At 63.4% G+C, this 17661-nt stretch carries 17 protein-coding genes; 15 read left to right on the forward strand and 2 right to left on the reverse strand.

The genetic code is table 11. The annotated features are described in order from the left end of the window. Nucleotides 1–61 precede the first annotated feature (61 nt). The 5 genes from QFZ94_RS12620 (at nucleotide 62) to phaC (ending at nucleotide 5896) form a co-directional block, all read left to right on the forward strand. Nucleotides 62–1864: an acyl-CoA dehydrogenase gene (locus QFZ94_RS12620; RefSeq protein ID WP_429457239.1), complete on the forward strand. Its 1803-nt coding sequence runs from the start codon at nucleotides 62–64 to the stop codon at nucleotides 1862–1864. 69 nt (nucleotides 1865–1933) lie between these two features. Next, complete coding sequence (locus QFZ94_RS12625) at nucleotides 1934–2683, forward strand: electron transfer flavoprotein subunit beta/FixA family protein (RefSeq protein ID WP_368624054.1); 750 nt, start codon at nucleotides 1934–1936, stop codon at nucleotides 2681–2683. Between the two features lie 13 nt (nucleotides 2684–2696). Further along, on the forward strand, nucleotides 2697–3644 hold the full coding sequence (locus QFZ94_RS12630) for an electron transfer flavoprotein subunit alpha/FixB family protein (protein ID WP_429457242.1): 948 nt from the start codon (nucleotides 2697–2699) through the stop codon (nucleotides 3642–3644). 24 nt (nucleotides 3645–3668) lie between these two features. Continuing rightward, the gene (locus QFZ94_RS12635) at nucleotides 3669–4139 is read left to right on the forward strand and encodes a MaoC family dehydratase (protein ID WP_368587144.1); all 471 of its coding nucleotides are present in this window, start codon (nucleotides 3669–3671) and stop codon (nucleotides 4137–4139) included. A 14-nt stretch (nucleotides 4140–4153) separates the two neighbouring features. Next, nucleotides 4154–5896 carry a class I poly(R)-hydroxyalkanoic acid synthase gene (gene phaC, locus QFZ94_RS12640; protein ID WP_429457244.1) on the forward strand — a complete coding sequence of 581 codons (1743 nt, stop codon included), beginning with the start codon at nucleotides 4154–4156 and terminating at the stop codon, nucleotides 5894–5896. A 72-nt stretch (nucleotides 5897–5968) separates the two neighbouring features. On the opposite strand, the gene QFZ94_RS12645 is transcribed toward phaC, so the two are convergent. Next, a complete protein-coding gene (locus QFZ94_RS12645) occupies nucleotides 5969–6970 on the reverse strand; it encodes an AraC family transcriptional regulator (protein ID WP_368587142.1) in 1002 nt (333 codons plus the stop codon). 241 nt (nucleotides 6971–7211) lie between these two features. Here QFZ94_RS12645 and QFZ94_RS12650 point away from each other — a divergent pair, with 241 nt between their 5' ends. The 9 genes from QFZ94_RS12650 to QFZ94_RS12690 all read left to right on the forward strand — a co-directional run bounded on the left by QFZ94_RS12650 (nucleotide 7212) and on the right by QFZ94_RS12690 (nucleotide 16033). After that, complete coding sequence (locus QFZ94_RS12650; protein WP_429457247.1) at nucleotides 7212–8267, forward strand: 3-keto-5-aminohexanoate cleavage protein; 1056 nt, start codon at nucleotides 7212–7214, stop codon at nucleotides 8265–8267. A gap of 154 nt (nucleotides 8268–8421) precedes the next feature. Continuing rightward, a complete protein-coding gene (locus QFZ94_RS12655) occupies nucleotides 8422–9744 on the forward strand; it encodes an MFS transporter (protein WP_410850327.1) in 1323 nt (440 codons plus the stop codon). Between the two features lie 107 nt (nucleotides 9745–9851). Next, nucleotides 9852–10832 carry a quinone oxidoreductase family protein gene (locus tag QFZ94_RS12660; protein WP_368587139.1) on the forward strand — a complete coding sequence of 327 codons (981 nt, stop codon included), beginning with the start codon at nucleotides 9852–9854 and terminating at the stop codon, nucleotides 10830–10832. A gap of 10 nt (nucleotides 10833–10842) precedes the next feature. Continuing rightward, a complete protein-coding gene (locus tag QFZ94_RS12665; RefSeq protein WP_368587138.1) occupies nucleotides 10843–11691 on the forward strand; it encodes a TauD/TfdA dioxygenase family protein in 849 nt (282 codons plus the stop codon). Between the two features lie 18 nt (nucleotides 11692–11709). Next, nucleotides 11710–12276 carry an RBBP9/YdeN family alpha/beta hydrolase gene (locus QFZ94_RS12670; protein WP_410850329.1) on the forward strand — a complete coding sequence of 189 codons (567 nt, stop codon included), beginning with the start codon at nucleotides 11710–11712 and terminating at the stop codon, nucleotides 12274–12276. A 32-nt stretch (nucleotides 12277–12308) separates the two neighbouring features. After that, nucleotides 12309–12665 carry a Rieske (2Fe-2S) protein gene (locus QFZ94_RS12675; RefSeq protein ID WP_429457250.1) on the forward strand — a complete coding sequence of 119 codons (357 nt, stop codon included), beginning with the start codon at nucleotides 12309–12311 and terminating at the stop codon, nucleotides 12663–12665. A gap of 50 nt (nucleotides 12666–12715) precedes the next feature. Next, on the forward strand, nucleotides 12716–14341 hold the full coding sequence (locus QFZ94_RS12680; RefSeq protein ID WP_368587135.1) for a 3-(methylthio)propionyl-CoA ligase: 1626 nt from the start codon (nucleotides 12716–12718) through the stop codon (nucleotides 14339–14341). A 138-nt stretch (nucleotides 14342–14479) separates the two neighbouring features. Further along, a complete protein-coding gene (locus QFZ94_RS12685) occupies nucleotides 14480–15625 on the forward strand; it encodes a porin (RefSeq protein ID WP_429457252.1) in 1146 nt (381 codons plus the stop codon). Nucleotides 15626–15655: 30 nt separating this feature from the next. After that, a complete protein-coding gene (locus tag QFZ94_RS12690; protein ID WP_410850332.1) occupies nucleotides 15656–16033 on the forward strand; it encodes a BON domain-containing protein in 378 nt (125 codons plus the stop codon). A gap of 54 nt (nucleotides 16034–16087) precedes the next feature. Here the strand turns inward: QFZ94_RS12690 and QFZ94_RS12695 are convergent, their stop codons facing one another. Further along, nucleotides 16088–16531, reverse strand: a complete 444-nt coding sequence (locus QFZ94_RS12695) for a VOC family protein (RefSeq protein ID WP_429457254.1) — start codon at nucleotides 16529–16531, stop codon at nucleotides 16088–16090. A 241-nt stretch (nucleotides 16532–16772) separates the two neighbouring features. Here QFZ94_RS12695 and QFZ94_RS12700 point away from each other — a divergent pair, with 241 nt between their 5' ends. Then, on the forward strand, nucleotides 16773–17564 hold the full coding sequence (locus tag QFZ94_RS12700) for a DUF899 domain-containing protein (protein WP_429457256.1): 792 nt from the start codon (nucleotides 16773–16775) through the stop codon (nucleotides 17562–17564). Nucleotides 17565–17661: the final 97 nt, after the last annotated feature.

Raw genomic sequence — 17661 nt, forward strand, 5'->3', positions numbered from 1 at the left:
CGGCCGCATCGGTGCCACACGGGTGACTTTCCCTACGGACTATCTGATCGGAAGAATGGTAATGAGCTACGTCGCGCCTCTCAAAGACATGCTGTTTGCAATCACGGAACTGGCCGGAATCGACCAACTGGCGGGCCTGCCCGGCTGCGAGGACGCGACCGCCGATACCGCCCGTGCGGTGCTCGAAGAGGCCGCGCGCCTGCACGAAGGCGTGCTCGCGCCGCTGAACGTCGACGGCGACCGCAACCCGAGCACCTGGAAGGACGGCGCGGTGACCGCCACGGCCGGTTTCAAGGATGCGTTTCGTCAATTCAGCGAAGGCGGCTGGCAGGGTTTGCAACATCCGTCTGAATACGGCGGCCAGGATCTGCCCAAGCTGCTGTCGACGCCCTGCATCGAAATGCTCAACGCCGCCAACCTGTCGCTCGGGCTGTGCCCGCTCTTGACCGACGGCGCGATCGAAGCGCTGCTGACGGCGGGTAGCGACGAACTGAAGCAACGCTACGTGCCGAAGATGATCTCCGGCGAGTGGACCGGCACGATGAACCTGACCGAGCCGCAGGCGGGCTCCGACCTGTCGCTGGTGCGCACCCGCGCCGAGCCGCAGGGCGACGGCTCGTACCGGATCTTCGGCACGAAGATTTTCATCACCTGGGGCGAGCACGATATGACGGAAAACATCGTGCATCTGGTGCTCGCACGTACGCCGAACGCACCGGAAGGCGTGAAAGGCATTTCGCTGTTCGTCGTGCCGAAGTTCCTCGTCAATGAAGACGGTACGCTCGGCGAGCGCAACGACGTGCACTGCGTATCGATCGAACACAAGCTCGGCATCAAGGCGAGCCCGACGGGCGTGCTGCAGTTCGGCGATCACGGCGGCGCGATCGGGCAGCTCGTCGGCGAGGAGAACCGCGGTCTGGAGTACATGTTCATCATGATGAACGCGGCGCGTTTCGCGGTGGGCGTGCAGGGCGTGGCGATCTCGGATCGCGCGTACCAGCAGGCTGTTGCGTATGCGAAGGAGCGCGTGCAGAGCCGTCCCGTGGATGGCTCCGCGAAGCAGTCTGTCGCGATCATCCAGCACCCGGACGTGCGCCGCATGCTGTCGACGATGCGCGCGCTGACCGAAGGCGCACGCGCGCTGGCCTATGTGTCGGCGTCGCATTGCGATCTCGCGCATCGTCATCCGGACGGCGCGACGCGTGCGAATCATCAGGCGATCTACGAATACCTGGTGCCGATCGTGAAGGGCTGGAGCACGGAGATGTCGCTGGAGGTGACGAGTCTCGGCGTGCAGGTGCACGGCGGCATGGGCTTCATCGAGGAAACCGGCGCCGCGCAGTTCTACCGCGACGCGCGCATTCTGCCGATCTACGAAGGCACGACGGCGATCCAGGCGAATGACCTCGTCGGCCGCAAGACCATGCGCGACAACGGCGAGGTGGCCGGGACGCTGCTCGCGCAGATCGACGCGACGCTGGCCGCGGTGCAAGGGCACCCCTCGTATGGTTCGAGCGCGGCTTTCCAGGCGATGCACCGTCATCTGTCCGCCGGCCGCAACGCGTTGCACAGCGCGGTGCGTTACGTGGTCGAGAACGTCAAGCGCGATCCGAATGCGGTGTTCGGGGGCAGTGTCTCTTATCTGATGCTCGCGGGCATCGTGCTCGCGGGTTGGCAAGTCGCCCGCTCGCTCGTGCTCGCCGCCGACAAGCGCGATGAAGACCCGGGCTTCTACGACGCGAAGATCGCGACCGCGCACACCTACGCGACGCAGGTGCTGCCTCGTGCAATCGCGCTCGAAGCGACGCTTCGCGGCGCTCGCGATGGCGAAGGCGCGCTGGCGCTGCGCGAAGACCAGTTCTGATCGATCAACGGACGTAATGTCATTCAAGACGATAGGGCTCGGCCCTATCGGTGTGGGAAGGAGAGTGTTGTGAGAGTTCTTGTAGCAGTCAAGCGAGTGGTCGACTACAACGTGAAGGTCCGCGTGAAATCGGACGGTACGGGCGTCGATATTGCGAACGTGAAAATGTCGATGAATCCGTTCGACGAAATCGCGGTTGAAGAAGCCGTGCGTCTGAAGGAAGCGGGCGTCGCGACCGAGGTGATCGCCGTGTCGGCCGGTGTGACGCAGTCGCAGGAAACGCTGCGCACCGCGCTCGCAATCGGCGCGGACCGCGCGATCCTGATCGAATCGAACGAAGACCTGCAGCCGCTGGCCGTTGCCAAGCTGCTCAAGGCGCTGGTCGACAAGGAACAGCCGCAGCTGGTGATCCTCGGCAAGCAGGCCATCGACGACGACTCCAACCAGACCGGCCAGATGCTCGCCGCGCTCGCGAACCTGCCGCAGGCGACGTTCGCGTCGAAGGTGGTCGTGGCGGACGGCAAGGCAACGGTGTCGCGCGAAGTGGATGGCGGCGCGGAAACGCTGTCGCTGACGCTGCCGGCCGTGGTCACGACCGATCTGCGCCTGAACGAGCCGCGCTACGTGACGCTGCCGAACATCATGAAGGCCAAGAAAAAGCCGCTCGAAACGGTGAAGCCCGAAGACCTCGGCGTGGATGTCACGCCGCGTCTGAAGACGCTGAAAGTCGCCGAGCCTCCGAAGCGCTCCGCCGGTGTGAAGGTGCCGGACGTAAAGACGCTGGTCGAGAAGCTGAAGAACGAAGCCAAGGTGCTGTGAGGAGACGCAAGAAATGACGAATCTGGTAATTGCAGAACACGATAACGCGTCGATCAAGGCCGCGACGCTGAATACGATCGCAGCGGCACAGAAGATCGGCGGTGAGATTCACGTGCTGGTCGCGGGGCATAACGCGCAGGCTGCTGCCGATGCCGCAGCGAAGATCGCCGGCGTCAGCAAGGTACTGCTCGCCGACGCGCCGCAACTCGAAGCGGGTCTCGCGGAAAACGTCGAAGCGACGGTGCTGACGCTTGTGCAGGATGCGGCCAGGAACTACACGCACATCCTTGCGCCGGCTACCGCGTACGGCAAGAACGTCGCGCCGCGTATCGCCGCGAAGCTCGACGTCGCGCAGATCAGCGACATCACCGCGGTGGACAGCGCCGACACGTTCGAGCGTCCTATATACGCGGGCAACGCGGTCGCAACGGTTCAATCTCAAGACCCGATCAAGGTGATCACGGTACGCTCGACCGGCTTCGACGCCGTCGCGGCCGTTGGCGGCAGCGCAGCGGTCGAGAAGATCGAAGCCGCAGCCGACGCCGGCATCTCGCAGTTCGTGAGCCGCGAAGTGACGAAGCTCGATCGTCCGGAACTGACGAGCGCGAAGATCATCGTGTCGGGTGGCCGGGGTCTCGGCAATGGCGAGAACTACACGAAGGTGCTCGAGCCGTTGGCCGACAAGCTCGGCGCGGCACTGGGCGCATCGCGCGCAGCCGTCGACGCGGGCTTCGTGCCGAACGACTATCAGGTCGGCCAGACCGGCAAGATCGTCGCGCCGCAACTGTACGTCGCGGTCGGCATCTCGGGTGCGATCCAGCATCTCGCCGGTATGAAGGACTCGAAGGTCATCGTCGCGATCAACAAGGACGAAGAAGCGCCGATCTTTAGCGTGGCCGACTACGGCCTCGTCGGCGATCTGTTCACCCTCGTGCCGGAACTCGAGCAGGCGCTCGGCTAACCGCCCCCAGCAAGCGGAATAATCATGAATGAGCTTAACGGATACGATTTCGAAGACCTGCAACTGGGCATGAGTGGCCGGTTCGCCAAGACCATCACGGAGGCGGACATTCTGTTCTTCGCGAGCGCGTCGGGAGACATCAACGCGGTTCACATCAACGAGCAGTTTGCGCAAACCACACCCTTCAAGGGGCGCATCGCCCACGGCATGCTGACCGCCAGCATCATCTCCGCGGCGCTCGCGGGCCAGCTGCCCGGTCCGGGCACGATCTATCTCGGCCAGAACCTGCGCTTCAAGGCGCCGGTCCGACCCGGCGATACCGTGCAGGCCGAAGTGACCGTCAAGGAACTGATCCACGACAAGCGCCGCGTGGTGCTGTCCACCGTTTGCACGGTCGGCGGCAAGGTGGTGGTCGACGGCGAGGCGACGGTGATGCCGACAAGCTGCCGCGACCGTGTCGTCGAGGACGCGGCTTGCGTCGCCAGCGAAGCATGATAGCGAGCCCCGCCATGAGAATGCCATTCAGCATGCCACACGAGTTTTCCACGGGCTGGGTCAAGGCCGGCTTCGATTTCTGGCGTTTTTCGCCGCTCAAGGAAGAATTCGATGCGTCGGTGCCTGACACCGACGGCTCCGGCTTCGATTTCGCCGGGCCGTTCGCGCGAGGCTCCGTGACCCACACGAGCGCCCACTACCTTCAAAAGCAGGCGCAACTGTGGAGCGATGCCGTCGCCGGATTGATCGGCGGGCGCACGGAGTTGAAGGCGGTCGCCGAACCCGAGCAGGGAGACCGGCGCTTTCACGCCGACGACTGGTCCAGCAACGGCTGGTACAGTCTTCTGAAACAGAGCTATCTGATCAATGCGAGGGCGCTCGCGGACTTCGTCGAAGCGAGTACGCTCGACGAAAAAGGCAAGCACAAGCTGCGCTTTTTGATGCGCCAGTTCATCGACTGCGCCAGCCCCGCGAATTTCCTCGCGACGAATCCCGAGGTCCTCCGGGAGGCGGTGGAATCGGGTGGCTCGAGCCTGCTGTCGGGCGTCACGCATCTGCTCGACGATCTGGGCAGCGGCTCGATTTCGATCACCGACCGAAGCGCATTCGAAGTGGGCCGCAGCGTGGCCACGTCCAGCGGCGCGGTGGTCTATGAAAACGATCTGTTTCAGCTGATCCAGTACGATCCGTTGACGCCGAAGGTCGCCGCGCGGCCGCTCGTGATCATTCCGCCGTGCATCAACAAGTTCTACATTCTGGATCTGCAGCCCGAGAATTCGTTCGTGCGCTTCGCCTCCGAGCAAGGCCTGACGGTGTTCGTCGTGTCGTGGCGCAACCCGCAGCAGGACATGGCGCAGACCACGTGGGACGCCTACCTCGAGGACGGCGTGATGCAGGCGCTCAAGGTGGCGCGTGAGATTAGCCGGGCCGACCAGGTCAATGCGTTGGGCTGGTGCGTGGGCGGCACGATGCTGTCGTCGGCGCTGGCGGTCATGCGTGCGAACGGCGAGGACTCGGTGGCGAGCCTGACACTGTTGACGGCATTGCTCGACTTCACCGACCCGGGCGATCTCGGCGTGTTCATCGACGAGCAGGGCGTGGCGATGCGCGAGCACACGATCGGTCGCGGCGGCCTTTATCCTGGCCGCGAACTCGGCTTCGTATTCCAGGCGCTGCGTGCCAACGATCTGATCTGGCCGTATGTCGTGAACAATTACCTGAAAGGCAAAGCCCCAGCCGCGTTCGACCTGCTGTACTGGAACGCGGACACGACCAATCTGCCCGGCCCGATGTACAGCTTCTATCTGCGCAACATGTACCTCGAAAACAGTCTGCGCGTGCCGAACAAACTGACGTTCTGCAACACGCCGGTGGATCTCGGCAACGTCGATATCCCAAGCTATCTGATGGCGGCCGAGGAAGATCACATCGTGCCGTGGCGATCCGCCTATCAGTCGACGCAACTACTTGGTGGTCAAACCGAGTTCGTGCTCGGGGCAAGCGGCCATATCGCGGGTGTGGTCAATCCAGCGTCGAAGAACAAGCGCAGCTACCGGACCAACGATACCTGCAACGAGAACGCCGACGAGTGGCTCGCGACGTCGGTTCAGCAGCGCGGCAGCTGGTGGAATCACTGGATCGAATGGGTCAAGCAGCATTCCGGAGAGCAGGTCGAGGCGCGCACCAAGCTCGGCAATCGGAAGTACAAGCCTATCGAGAGCGCGCCGGGCCGCTATGTGAAGCTTCGCGCGGAATGAGCGGATGGCGACAGCGCGTGCGGCAATGACGGAGTGTGATGTTCAGTGCATCACACTCCTTTTTTTTCGTCGTCACTTCGCATGGCTCGCGCGCCAGTCGCGCGGCGTCATATGGAAGCGCGACACGAACCAGTTCGTGAACGATCCCTGTTGCGCATAGCCGAGCAGCGCCGACACACGTCCGATCGGGTAGGTCGGATTGCTCATGTAGCGCACGGCGAGTTCGCCGCGGACTTCCTCGACCTGATCCGAAAAGCTGGTGCCGGCCGAACTCAACTGCCGTTGCATGGTGCGCACGCTCAGATGCAGATAACGTGCGACCAGCTCGGCGTTCGCCTGTTCGAGCGGCAGCAGCAGGTAGATCGCCTTGCGCACTTCGAGCGCGGCCGATTCCGCGGCGCTCGCGTTCTTCGGAGAGGCGAGGCTCTCCGCATAGCGCACGAGTTCAGGATCGGCCAGCGGATTCGGGTAGTCGAGATCGGCGCTCGCGCAGACGAAGCCATTGAAGTCGCTGCCGAACTGCAGCGGACAGCCGAAGAAGCGTCGATGGAACGTCAGGTCCTTCGGTGCGGCGTGTGTGAAATGGAGCTCGCGCGGTTTCCAGAACTTGCCGAGCAGAGCACTGGAGTGCCGCGCGAGCACGGCGAGCGCCAGTTCGATCGCCTGCTTCGTCGGGGTACCCGGTTCGACGACGAGTTCCTCCCGAATGGTGACCGTTTTGTCCGCGTCCTCGACGTACACCGCCAGCGCTTCGTTGAGCAGATGACGGTATTCGGCCGCGGCCAGCAAGACTTCGCGCAGCGTGCGTTTGTGCGCGAGCAGGACATTGATTACGCCGCTGCCGAAGGTCTGCCGCGTTTCCGCCATTTGCAGCGCGAGGGTCGGGCACGACGCCTTTTCGGCCGTCATTTCGAGCAGCCGGCAACAGGCGGTGGCCGATACGCGATCGTCCGGATTCGCGAGCGCGCCGGCATCGATGCCGGCCTGTTTCGCGAGCTCGACCGGATTCAGTCCGAGCCGTCGCGCCACTTCGAAATAACCGCTCATGGCCACCGACGTCACCATCGTTTCCATCGTAGTTTCTCCGGACGATTCAAACGCTGAGTCTTTTTCTTGTCATTAAACGCTTGCTTCGCGCAATTATTGGTGTTAACGCGCAGTGGCACGAATCGCTAAAAGGATGGCGTCCAATCATAAAAGTGTAGCGCTTGATTCCCGTATCGTGTGCACATGTCGTTCGATGTGTTCCAGCAAATTTTCATGCGACCTCGCGATAGCGGAACACCGTCACTCACAACTGGATGGAGGCAATCAAATGCAATTTCTCGACGATTCGCTGCACCCTGAGAATCAGGACAAGGTAGTCATCACCACCGCCCCTTACGGCCCGGAATGGATGCCCGCGGACTTCCCGGAAGACATCCCCGTGACGATGGACCAGCAGATCCAGAAGGCCGTCGATTGCTACAACGCCGGCGCCACGGTACTGCACCTGCACGTGCGCGAACTGGACGGCAAGGGCTCGAAGCGCCTGTCGAAGTTCAATGAACTGATCGCGGGTGTGCGCGCCGCTGTGCCCGACATGATCATTCAGGTCGGTGGCTCGATCTCGTTCGCACCGGAAGACGACGGACAGGCCGCGAAGTGGCTGTCCGACGATACCCGCCATATGCTGGCCGAGCTCGATCCGAAGCCCGATCAGGTGACGGTCGCGATCAATACCACGCAGATGAACATCATGGAGTTGCTCTATCTCGAGTATCTGGCGGGCACCTCGCTTTCCAACCCTGCGTTCATGGCCGCCTACAGCGAAATGACGGTTCCGGCCGGTCCCGCATGGGTCGAGGAGCATCTGCGCCGCCTGCAGGCTGCGGGCATCCAGCCGCACTTCCAGCTCACCGGCATTCACGCGCTCGAAACGCTCGAGCGCCTCGTGCGCAAGGGCGTCTACAAGGGCCCGCTGAACCTGACGTGGATCGGCATCGGCGGTGGCTTCGACGGCCCGAACCCGTTCAACTTCTTCAACTTCGTGCATCGCGCGCCGGATGGCTGCACGCTGACCGCCGAGTCGCTGCTGAAGAACGTGCTGCCGTTCAACATGATGGCGATGTCGATGGGCCTGCATCCGCGCTGCGGCATCGAGGACACGATCATCGATCAGCACGGTAAGCGCTTCACGTCGGTACAGCAGATCGAACAGTGCGTGCGCGTCGCGCGCGAACTGGGCCGCGAAATTGCCACTGGTAAAGAAGCCCGCGAGATCTATCGTATTGGTGTGCAGTACGAGACGGTCGAAGAAACGCTCAGCGCCAACGGCATGGCGCCGAACCGCCAGGCCGGCGTCAGGAACCTGCCGCTTCGCGCGGCGTGAATGCCAGGAGCCCGGGCCGACGCGTTGGCCGAGGCCGGGCTTCATGGGTAACGCTCCCGCTGGATAGCGGGAGCAGATAGCTGAATCCATAACAGGTCGTCGGCCCAAGCGGGCAAGGCGGCCGCCACGGAGTCAGCGTGGAAGGAGACTAAACATGCTCGTTCAGCATGCAGCGCCCACGGCGGGCGAAGTTAAGGCAGCAAAGACGGATGTGCGCGCTTATGCGTGGGTGGTGTTTGCGTTGACGGTCGGATTGTTGCTTTCCGACTATATGTCGCGGCAGGTGTTGAATGCCGTGTTTCCGCCGCTCAAGGCGGCATGGAATTTGTCCGATGCGCAGCTGGGTTCGCTCAGCAGCGTGGTCGCGCTGATGGTCGGTGTGCTCACATTTCCACTGTCGGTGCTGGCCGACCGCTGGGGCCGCGTGAAGAGCATCGTGCTGATGGCGGCGATGTGGAGTCTCGCGACGGTGGGCTGCGCGATCTCGGCGAACTACGGACAGTTGCTGCTGGCGCGTGCCTTCGTCGGAATCGGTGAAGCGGCTTATGGCAGTGTCGGCATCGCAGTTGTCCTGAGCATCTTTCCGGTGCGGCTGCGCTCCACGCTGACCGGCACCTTCATGGCCGGCGGCGCGTTCGGCTCGGTGCTGGGCATGGCGCTCGGCGGCGCGGTGGCGGCTCACCTCGGCTGGCGCTCCGCATTCGGCGCGATGGCGGCGATGGGGATCGTGCTGGTCGTGATCTACCGCCTCGTCGTCACCGAAAAGCGTCTTGCGCCGCTGCAGCCGGCGAGCGTGACGAAGCAGACGCAAACGCGCGGCATGCGCATGAGCCTGCGCGAACTGATGAAGGGTTTGTTTTCGACGAAGTCCGTGGTGTGCGCCTATGTGGGCAGCGGTTTGCATCTGATGGTTCCCGCCGCTGTGTGGGCATGGATGCCGAGCTTCCTGAACCGCTACTACGGCATGGCCACCGGCAAGGCTGCGATGTGCGCGGCGGTGTTCGTGCTGGTGACCGGGGTGGGCATGGTGGTGTGCGGAAACCTCGCCGACCGGCTCAGCAAGAACGTGCGGGAACGCAAGTGGAGTGCCGCGATCACCTACTGCCTCGCCTGTTTCGTTCTGCTCGCGATCGGCTTCCACATGACGGCGGGGCCGTGGCAACTGGTCGTGATCGGCGTCGGCATGTTCTTCTGCGCCGGTGCGAGCGGCCCGTCGGGTGCGATGGTGGCAAACCTCACGCCGCCGACCATTCACGCCTCGGCGTTTGCGACGCTGACGCTCGCGAACAACCTGCTGGGCCTCGCACCGGCGGCTGTTCTGACGGGGATCATCGCCGATCGGATCGGATTGCTGGGCGCGTTGCAACTGGTGCCGTTCGCACCGCTCGTCGCGGCCGCCGCATTCATGATCGGCAAACGGAACTACTCGGGCGATCTCGATCGGCTGAACACGCTGCGCGAACAGGCCGCACGCTGACATCGGATGGTGCCGCGCGGACGGCGCGGAGAACGGAACCTGTAACTGCGCCGCGGGCGCAATGAATTCTGCGAAGTGCAGATCAAGCAAAGAATTGGAGAGTCAACATGGCAAAGGCAGTGCGCTTTCATGAAACCGGTGGTCCCGAGGTCCTGCGCTACGAGGACGTCGAAGTGGGCAACCCGGGTCCCGGTCAGGTTCGCCTGCGCCATCAGGCAGTGGGCCTCAATTTCGCCGACACCTACTTCCGCAGCGGCCTGTATCCGGTGCCGCTGCCCGCGGGGATGGGCGTGGAGGCCGCGGGCGTGGTCGAGGCCGTGGGCCCCGACGTCACGAACGTCGCGGTGGGTGACCGTGTGACCTACACGGGCTTCATCAACACGCTCGGCGCGTACAGCACCGAACGCCTGATTCCGGCCGCGCCGCTGATCCGGCTGCCCGATGCGATCGACTGCGAAACGGCTGCCGGCATGACCATGCGCGGCCTGACCGCCGCGTACCTGATGCGCCGCATTCACGACTTCAAGGTCGGCGACACGATCCTTCTGCATGCCGCCGCCGGCGGTGTCGGCCTGATCGTTTCGCAGTGGGCGAAGCTGCTGGGTCTGACCGTGATCGGCACGGTGTCGAGTGAGGCGAAGGGCGAGGTGGCCCGCGCGCACGGCTGCGATCACGTCATCAACTACAGCCGCGAAGACGTCGCGAAGCGCGTACGCGAACTGACCGATGGCGTCGGCGTGAACGTCGTGTTCGACAGCGTCGGCAAGGACACCTTCGAGGCTTCGCTCGATTCGCTGAAACGTCGCGGTCTGCTGGTTTGCGTCGGCACGGCCTCCGGCCCGATCCCGCCGTTCAATCCGCAACTGCTGGCAATGAAAGGCTCGCTGTATCTGACCCGCCCGGCTCTGGCCGACTACATCGCCGATCCGGCCGAGAAGGACGAGCTTGCCGGCGAAATCTTCGGGCTCATCGCGTCGGGACGCATCAAGATCGAGTTGAATCAGCGCTATGCGCTCGAGGACGCGGCGCAAGCGCATCGTGATCTGGAATCGCGCAAGACGACGGGTTCGTCGGTCTTCGTTATCTAAGGAGCTGGCCATGCGAGTCGAACAACTGACGTACTCGATCGGCGCGGAACTGACCGGCGTGAATCTCGCTCATGCGATCCATGACGACGGCCTGTTTGCGGAGATCCGCTCCGCGCTGCTGAAGCACCGGGTGCTGTTCCTGCGCGACCAGGACATCACGCGCGCCGAACACGTGGCGTTCGCGCGCCGCTTCGGCGAACTGGAAGACCATCCGGTCGCGGGCAGCGATCCGGAAAATCCGGGCCTCGTGCGTATCTACAAGACCCCGGACCAGCCCAACGACCGTTACGAAAACGCGTGGCATGCCGACGCCACGTGGCGCGAAAACCCGCAGTTCGGTGCCGTGCTGCGTTGCGTGGAATGTCCGCCCGTCGGTGGCGACACGATGTGGGCGAACATGGTCCTCGCCTACGAGAATCTGCCGGCGTACGTGAAGACGCAGATCGCGGACCTGCGCGCGCGCCACAGCATCGAGGCGAGCTTTGGTGCGGCGATGCCGATCGAAAAGCGTCTGGCGTTGAAGGCGCAGTTTCCGGACGCGGAGCATCCGGTCGTGCGCACGCATCCGGAAACGGAAGAGAAGGTGCTGTTTGTGAGCGCTTTCACGAGCCATTTCACGAACTTTCATACGCCGGAGCGGGTGCGCTTCGGTCAGGACGCGAATCCGGGCGCGGGCGATCTGCTGCGCTATCTGATCAGCCAGGCGTACATCCCCGAGTACCAGGTGCGCTGGCGCTGGCAGAAGAACAGCATCGCGATCTGGGACAACCGCAGCACGCAGCACTATGCGGTGATGGATTACCCGCCGTGCCATCGCAAGATGGAACGCGCCGGCATTATCGGCGACAAGCCGTACTGAACCAGTAAGTAGCTTCCCATGAATTACGAATTGAAACCGACCATTCTGATGGTCCCGGGTTTGCGCGACCACGTCGCCGAGCATTGGCAAACCCTGTTGCAGCAACGGCTGCCGAAAGCGCTGTCGGTGCCGCCGCTCGAGCACGACAAGCTCAGTTGCGAGGCACGGGTTGCGGCGCTCGATGCCGCGCTCGCGAGAATCGACGGCCCGGTCATTCTGGTCGCGCATAGCGCGGGTGTGATGATCACCGTGCAGTGGGCGGCGCGGCACCAGCGCGAGATTCACGGTGCGCTGCTCGCGGCGCCGGCGGACCTCGAGACGCCGATGCCGGCGGGCTATCCGGAGCTGGATACGCTCGAGCAGCACGGCTGGCTGCCGATTCCGCGCAAGCGTCTGCCGTTTCCGAGCATCGTCGGCGCGAGCCGCAACGATCCGCTCGCACGGTTCGAGCGGGTGCAGGAAATGGCGCAGGACTGGGGCAGCCGCCTCGTCGATCTCGGCGAAGTCGGGCACCTCAATCCCGCTTCGGGCTTTGGCGAATGGCCGATGGCGGAGACGCTGATTCGCCGGCTGGTGCTGATGTGACGCGGCCGGCGCCGGATCAGAAGGAGCCTGGGATGTCGCGTCGGATCGAGGTGGGTGTCGCCGGTGAACTCGCGCCGGGCCAGCGCAAGCTGGCCTTCATCGATGGCCGCAGCATCGTGCTGTTCAACATCGCAGGCACGCTTCACGCCATCGACAACACCTGTCCGCACAACGGGGCCGCGCTTTCGGGCGGTCAGCTGGAAGGCTGCATGTTGCGCTGTCCGGCGCACGGTCTGCGCTTCGACGTGCGCACCGGCTGCATGGCGGGAGCAGGCGGATTGAGTGTGACGACCTTCCCGGTCGAAATAGTGGATTCAAAGGTGGTGGTGAGTCTCGACGAGCCGAACGCGACGCCCTCGCATGAGCGAGCGGGCAGCGCGGCAACGTAAGGCCGGGTAGGCGAGATTCGAGACGCCACCACCAATCAGGAGACGGAAAAATGCAAGGCTTGATGATGCAGCAGTCGCTGCTGGTTTCCGCGCTGCTCACGCACGCGGAGCGCCATCACGGCGAACAGGAGATCGTGTCGCGACGCGTGGAAGGAGACATCCATCGTTATTCGTATCGGCACCTCGCGCAGCGCGCGCGCCGCATGGCCAACGCGCTGGCAACGCTCGGCGTCGGCCAGGGCGAGCGGGTCGCGACGCTCGCGTGGAACGGCTATCGCCACATGGAACTGTACTTCGCGGTGTCGGGCTCCGGGTCGGTGCTGCATACGCTGAACCCGCGACTGCACGTCGACCAGCTCGAATACATCATCGAGCATGCGCAAGATCGCGTGGTGTTCTTCGACCTGACGTTTCTGCCGCTGATCGAGAGCGTCGCGCCCCGGGTGAAGAGCCCGAAGGTATTCGTGGCGATGACCGATCGCGCGCACATGCCGCAAGCGGACGAGCTGGGCGGCATGCTGATGTGCTACGAAGACCTGCTCGAGCTGCACGACGACGTCTTTGAATGGCCGCTGCTCGACGAAAACAGCGCGTCGTCGCTGTGCTACACGTCGGGCACCACCGGCAATCCGAAAGGCGTGCTGTACAGCCATCGCTCTACCGTGCTGCACACCTACGCGGCGGCGCTGCCCGATGCGCTGAACTGTTCCGCGCGCGACGTGATCCTGCCGGTCGTGCCGATGTTCCATGTGAACGCGTGGGGACTGCCCTATATCGCGTGCATGGTCGGCGCGAAGCTGGTGTTTCCGGGTCCGGCGCTCGACGGCAAGTCGCTCTATGAACTGATCGAAACGGAACACGTGACACTGTCGGCCGGGGTGCCGACCGTGTGGCAGGGACTCCTCACGCATGTCGATGCGATGGGCGGCACCTTCTCGTCGATGCGACGCACGGTGATCGGCGGCGCGCCGTGTCCGACCGCGATGACCGAAGCGTTCCAGAAGCGCCATCGGGTCGAGGTGCTGCACGCGTGGGGCATGACCGAATTGAGCCCGATCGGCACGGTCTGTAGCTTCAAGGCGCATCAGCAGTCGCTGCCGATGGACGAGCAGTACCAGGTGCAGGCGAAGCAGGGACGTGCGCTGTTCGGCATCGATATGCGGATCGTCGGCACGCACGGCAATGAATTGCCGTGGGACGGCGATAGCGCTGGCGATCTGCAGGTGCGCGGCCACTGGGTCACGCAACAGTATTTCGGCGCCGACGTCGAGTCGCCGCTGTGCGACGGCTGGTTTCCGACCGGCGACATCGCGACCATCGACCGGCACGGCTTCATGCAGATCACCGATCGCAGCAAGGACGTGATCAAGTCGGGCGGCGAATGGATCAGTTCGGCGGCCATCGAAAACGTCGCGTATCTGCATCCGGAAGTCGCGACGGCAGTGTGTATCGCAGCACGGCATCCGAAGTGGGACGAACGGCCGCTGCTGCTGGTCGTGAAAAAGCCGGGCAGCGAGCTGGCCGGCGACGAACTGCTGTCCTTCTTCAACGGGCGGGTCGCGCGCTGGTGGACCCCCGATGCCGTGGTGTTCGTCGACACGGTGCCTATCGGCGCAACGGGCAAGGTGCTGAAGAACCAGTTACGCGATCAATACGGGAACTACTACCTGCCCTGACGCACGGCTTGCGCAGCAACGCAGTTCGATTCACGCAACAACGCGGCCGGGTACGCCCGGCGCACACAAAATCACCAATCGATTGAAGCGACCGCAGCATGGGCTTTGGCGCCACCGCCGGTACGCGAAGGAGACACAATGAAGTTAAAGACATGCAGCGCTATCGTGTTGGCCATTTTCGCCACCGCAGCTCATGCGCAGTCGTCAGTGACGCTTTATGGCGTGATCGATACGGGCTTCCTGTATCAGAGCACGTCGGCGGCCACCTTCCTGCCGCACGCGCCGAACACGGGCAAGATTTATCAGCTGAAGGACGGCGGTATCTATGCGAGCTTCTGGGGTTTGAAAGGCAGCGAGGACATCGGCGGCGGCTATAAGGTCAATTTCAAGCTGCAGGGCGTATTCAACTCCACGAACGGCAAGTTCGGTCTGTCCGATACGCCGGGCACCACCGCGATCTTCAACCAGTTCGCGACGATCGGCGTGTCCGGGCCCTTCGGTACCTTCGACGCCGGCCGGCAGATCATTCCGATGATCTACGCGATGGCGGAAACCGACGTGCGCGGCGCGCAGTATTTCGGCAGTATTCTGACCGCGTGGCTGGGCATCAATCAGGCGGCCGGCTGGCCGGGTACGAGCACGAACGCGCCGATCGGCGCGCTGTACGACAGCAACGCGCTCGTCTATAACTCGCCGAAATTCCACGGCGCGTCGCTTGCGCTCGAGTACGCGCCGGGCGGCGTCGCCGGTCATTTCCAGGGCGGCACGCGCGAGTCTGCCGTGGCCAGGTATTCGAACTACGGTCTGAATCTGTCCGCGGTGTATTACAACGGCCACGATACCAACCCGTTCCCGATCACGTACCCGGCGGCACCCGCCATCCCTGCGACCGGGCTGGCGAACAACCGTTTCTACTATTTCGGTGCGATGTACACGATCGCCGGATTTTCGGTGTCGGCCTCGTACGGCGCAGGCAAGAACCCGGCGCATAGCAACACCGCGGACTTCGAAATGATTTCGGGGGGCCTTGGCTACCAGTTCAATCCGCGTTTCAAGGTCACGTCGGGGTACTACTACCTGAAAGACAAGAACAACTCGGCGAACCATTCGAGCGAATTCGCGGTGGGTGCGGAATACAACCTGTCCCAGCGCACCAAGGCATACGCGCAGGTGGGTTATGTGGCCAACAAGGGGACCATGAACCAGACCATCATCTATGGCGCGCCGGTTGCGCCTGGCGTGTCCACCACGGCGGCCATGGTCGGCATCCGCCACAACTTCTGATTACGTCATCTATAACAACTGGAGTATTCGATGAAAAGCATTCAGGCACGCGCGTTGGCGATTGCCACATTGATTCTGGCCGCGTCGGGCAGCGCATGGTCGCAGTCGGGTCAGACGGCCAGCGCAGCTTCGGGTGCGCCCGCGATGTCAGCCAGCGCAGCCGCTCCCGTCAGCCCGAGGCAAGCGAATCGCGCGCTGCGTCGGCAGGTGTATGCCGCGATCGGCAAGCACAAGGAGATCAGCGCCGGCAATATCAGCGTCATCGCAAAGGGCGGTGCGGTGACGCTGAGCGGCACGGTCACCGACGCTTCCCAGATCAATCAGGTCGCGGAGATCGCGAAGGGCGTTCCGGGCGTGACTTCGGTGACCAACAAGCTCACCGTGCAAAAGCCGTTCGGCGGGCAGTAAAAAGAGCTCACGCAATCGGGGGGCCAAGCGCGAGCAGCCCACTGTCACAACCCGCTAGTTGTCGAACAGCGCCGTGTAACGGCGCTGCATCTCTTCAGGCGTGAGCGCTTCGATCTGCGCGCCGAGCTGCCATTCGTGGCCGAACGGATCGCGCACGGTCGCGGAGCGCTCGCCATAAAAATGATCGGTTAGCGGGAGGACCACGGTTGCGCCCGCTTTGACCGCTTGTGCGAATAGCTGGTCGACGTCGTCGCAGTGGATATGCAGCAGCACGCCCGGCCGGCTGTCGCCGCTCGGGCCGAGCATATCGTGCTTTGGATATTCATCGGACAGCATCACGATGGCGGGACCGATCTTCACTTCGGCATGGCCGATGCGGCCGCCCGGTTCGGTCAGGCGAAACTGTTCGACGCCGCCGAATGCCTGTGCGTAGAACTCAATCGCCTGCGCGGCATTGCGCACGCGCAGATAGGGGTAGACCTCATGGATCGCGCTCATCGTCACCTCCAGGTGGTGGGCGAATGATTCGTGGGACGTCATGGTCGTTGAGGCAGATTACATTAGAAACAGACAGCCGGGTTTGGCCCACCGTGAATCCGGAATCGCGTCACATTTGTCACTCCCATCAGTCGATGACCGGCGGCGTAAACTGAACCTTCATCAACAGCGAGCGATGCAAGGTGAGCGAATCGCCTTCCGACCCGAACGCACAGGACATCGCTCTAACCCGGAGGTTGCGATGACGACGAACAAGTCACCTGAGAAGAGTGGGAAAGATGGACAGCCTGCGATGAAGACGCCGCCGGTTGTGTCGCGGCAAGAGTGGGAGGCCGCGCGCGAGCAGTTGCTCGTCAAGGAGAAAGCCTTGACACGTGCCCGCGACGCGCTGGCCGCCGAGCGGCGTCGGATGCCATGGCTTGCCGTGGAAAAAACGTATGCGTTCGACGGGCCGCAAGGCAAAGTGAGCCTGCTCGATCTCTTCGAAGGCCGCCGTCAGCTGGTCATTTATCGCGCCTTTTTCGAGCCCGGCGTGCACGGATGGCCAGAGCATGCGTGCATTGGCTGCTCGCTGGGGGCCGATCAGGTCTCCCACCTTGCGCATTTGCACGCTCGCGACACGACCCTCGTGTACGCGTCCCGCGCACCGCAAGCCGACATCGCGCGGCTGAAGGCCCGGATGGGCTGGGAGATGATTCCCTGGTACACGATCACCGACAGTTTCGACGCCGACTTCGGCGTGGACGAATGGCACGGCCACAACGCGTTCATCCGGGACGGCGAGCGCGTGTTCCGAACATACTTGATTAACGGGCGTGGCGACGAGGCGATGGGCACGGTCTGGAGTTACCTCGACATGACGGCGCTCGGGCGTCAGGAGACGTGGGAGGATTCGCCGGAAGGCTACCCACAGAGCCGGCCGTACAAGTGGTGGAACTGGAACGACATGTACGTCCCCGGCGCGGCACCCGATCCGAAGTGGGTCGAGGTGTCGGATGCCGGCGAGGCCGCATTTCGGAAGCAAGACGAGTAGCGCCTGCGAATCGTCGCTCGGAGAAACGGCGTTCGCCAACGTACGGGCACGGCGGTTCTCGCGGTCCAGCGATACTTGAATGCTAGAGTCACGCTCG

This window comes from Paraburkholderia sp. JPY465, from assembly GCF_050436725.1.
In the GTDB taxonomy this organism is placed as follows: domain Bacteria; phylum Pseudomonadota; class Gammaproteobacteria; order Burkholderiales; family Burkholderiaceae; genus Paraburkholderia; species Paraburkholderia youngii.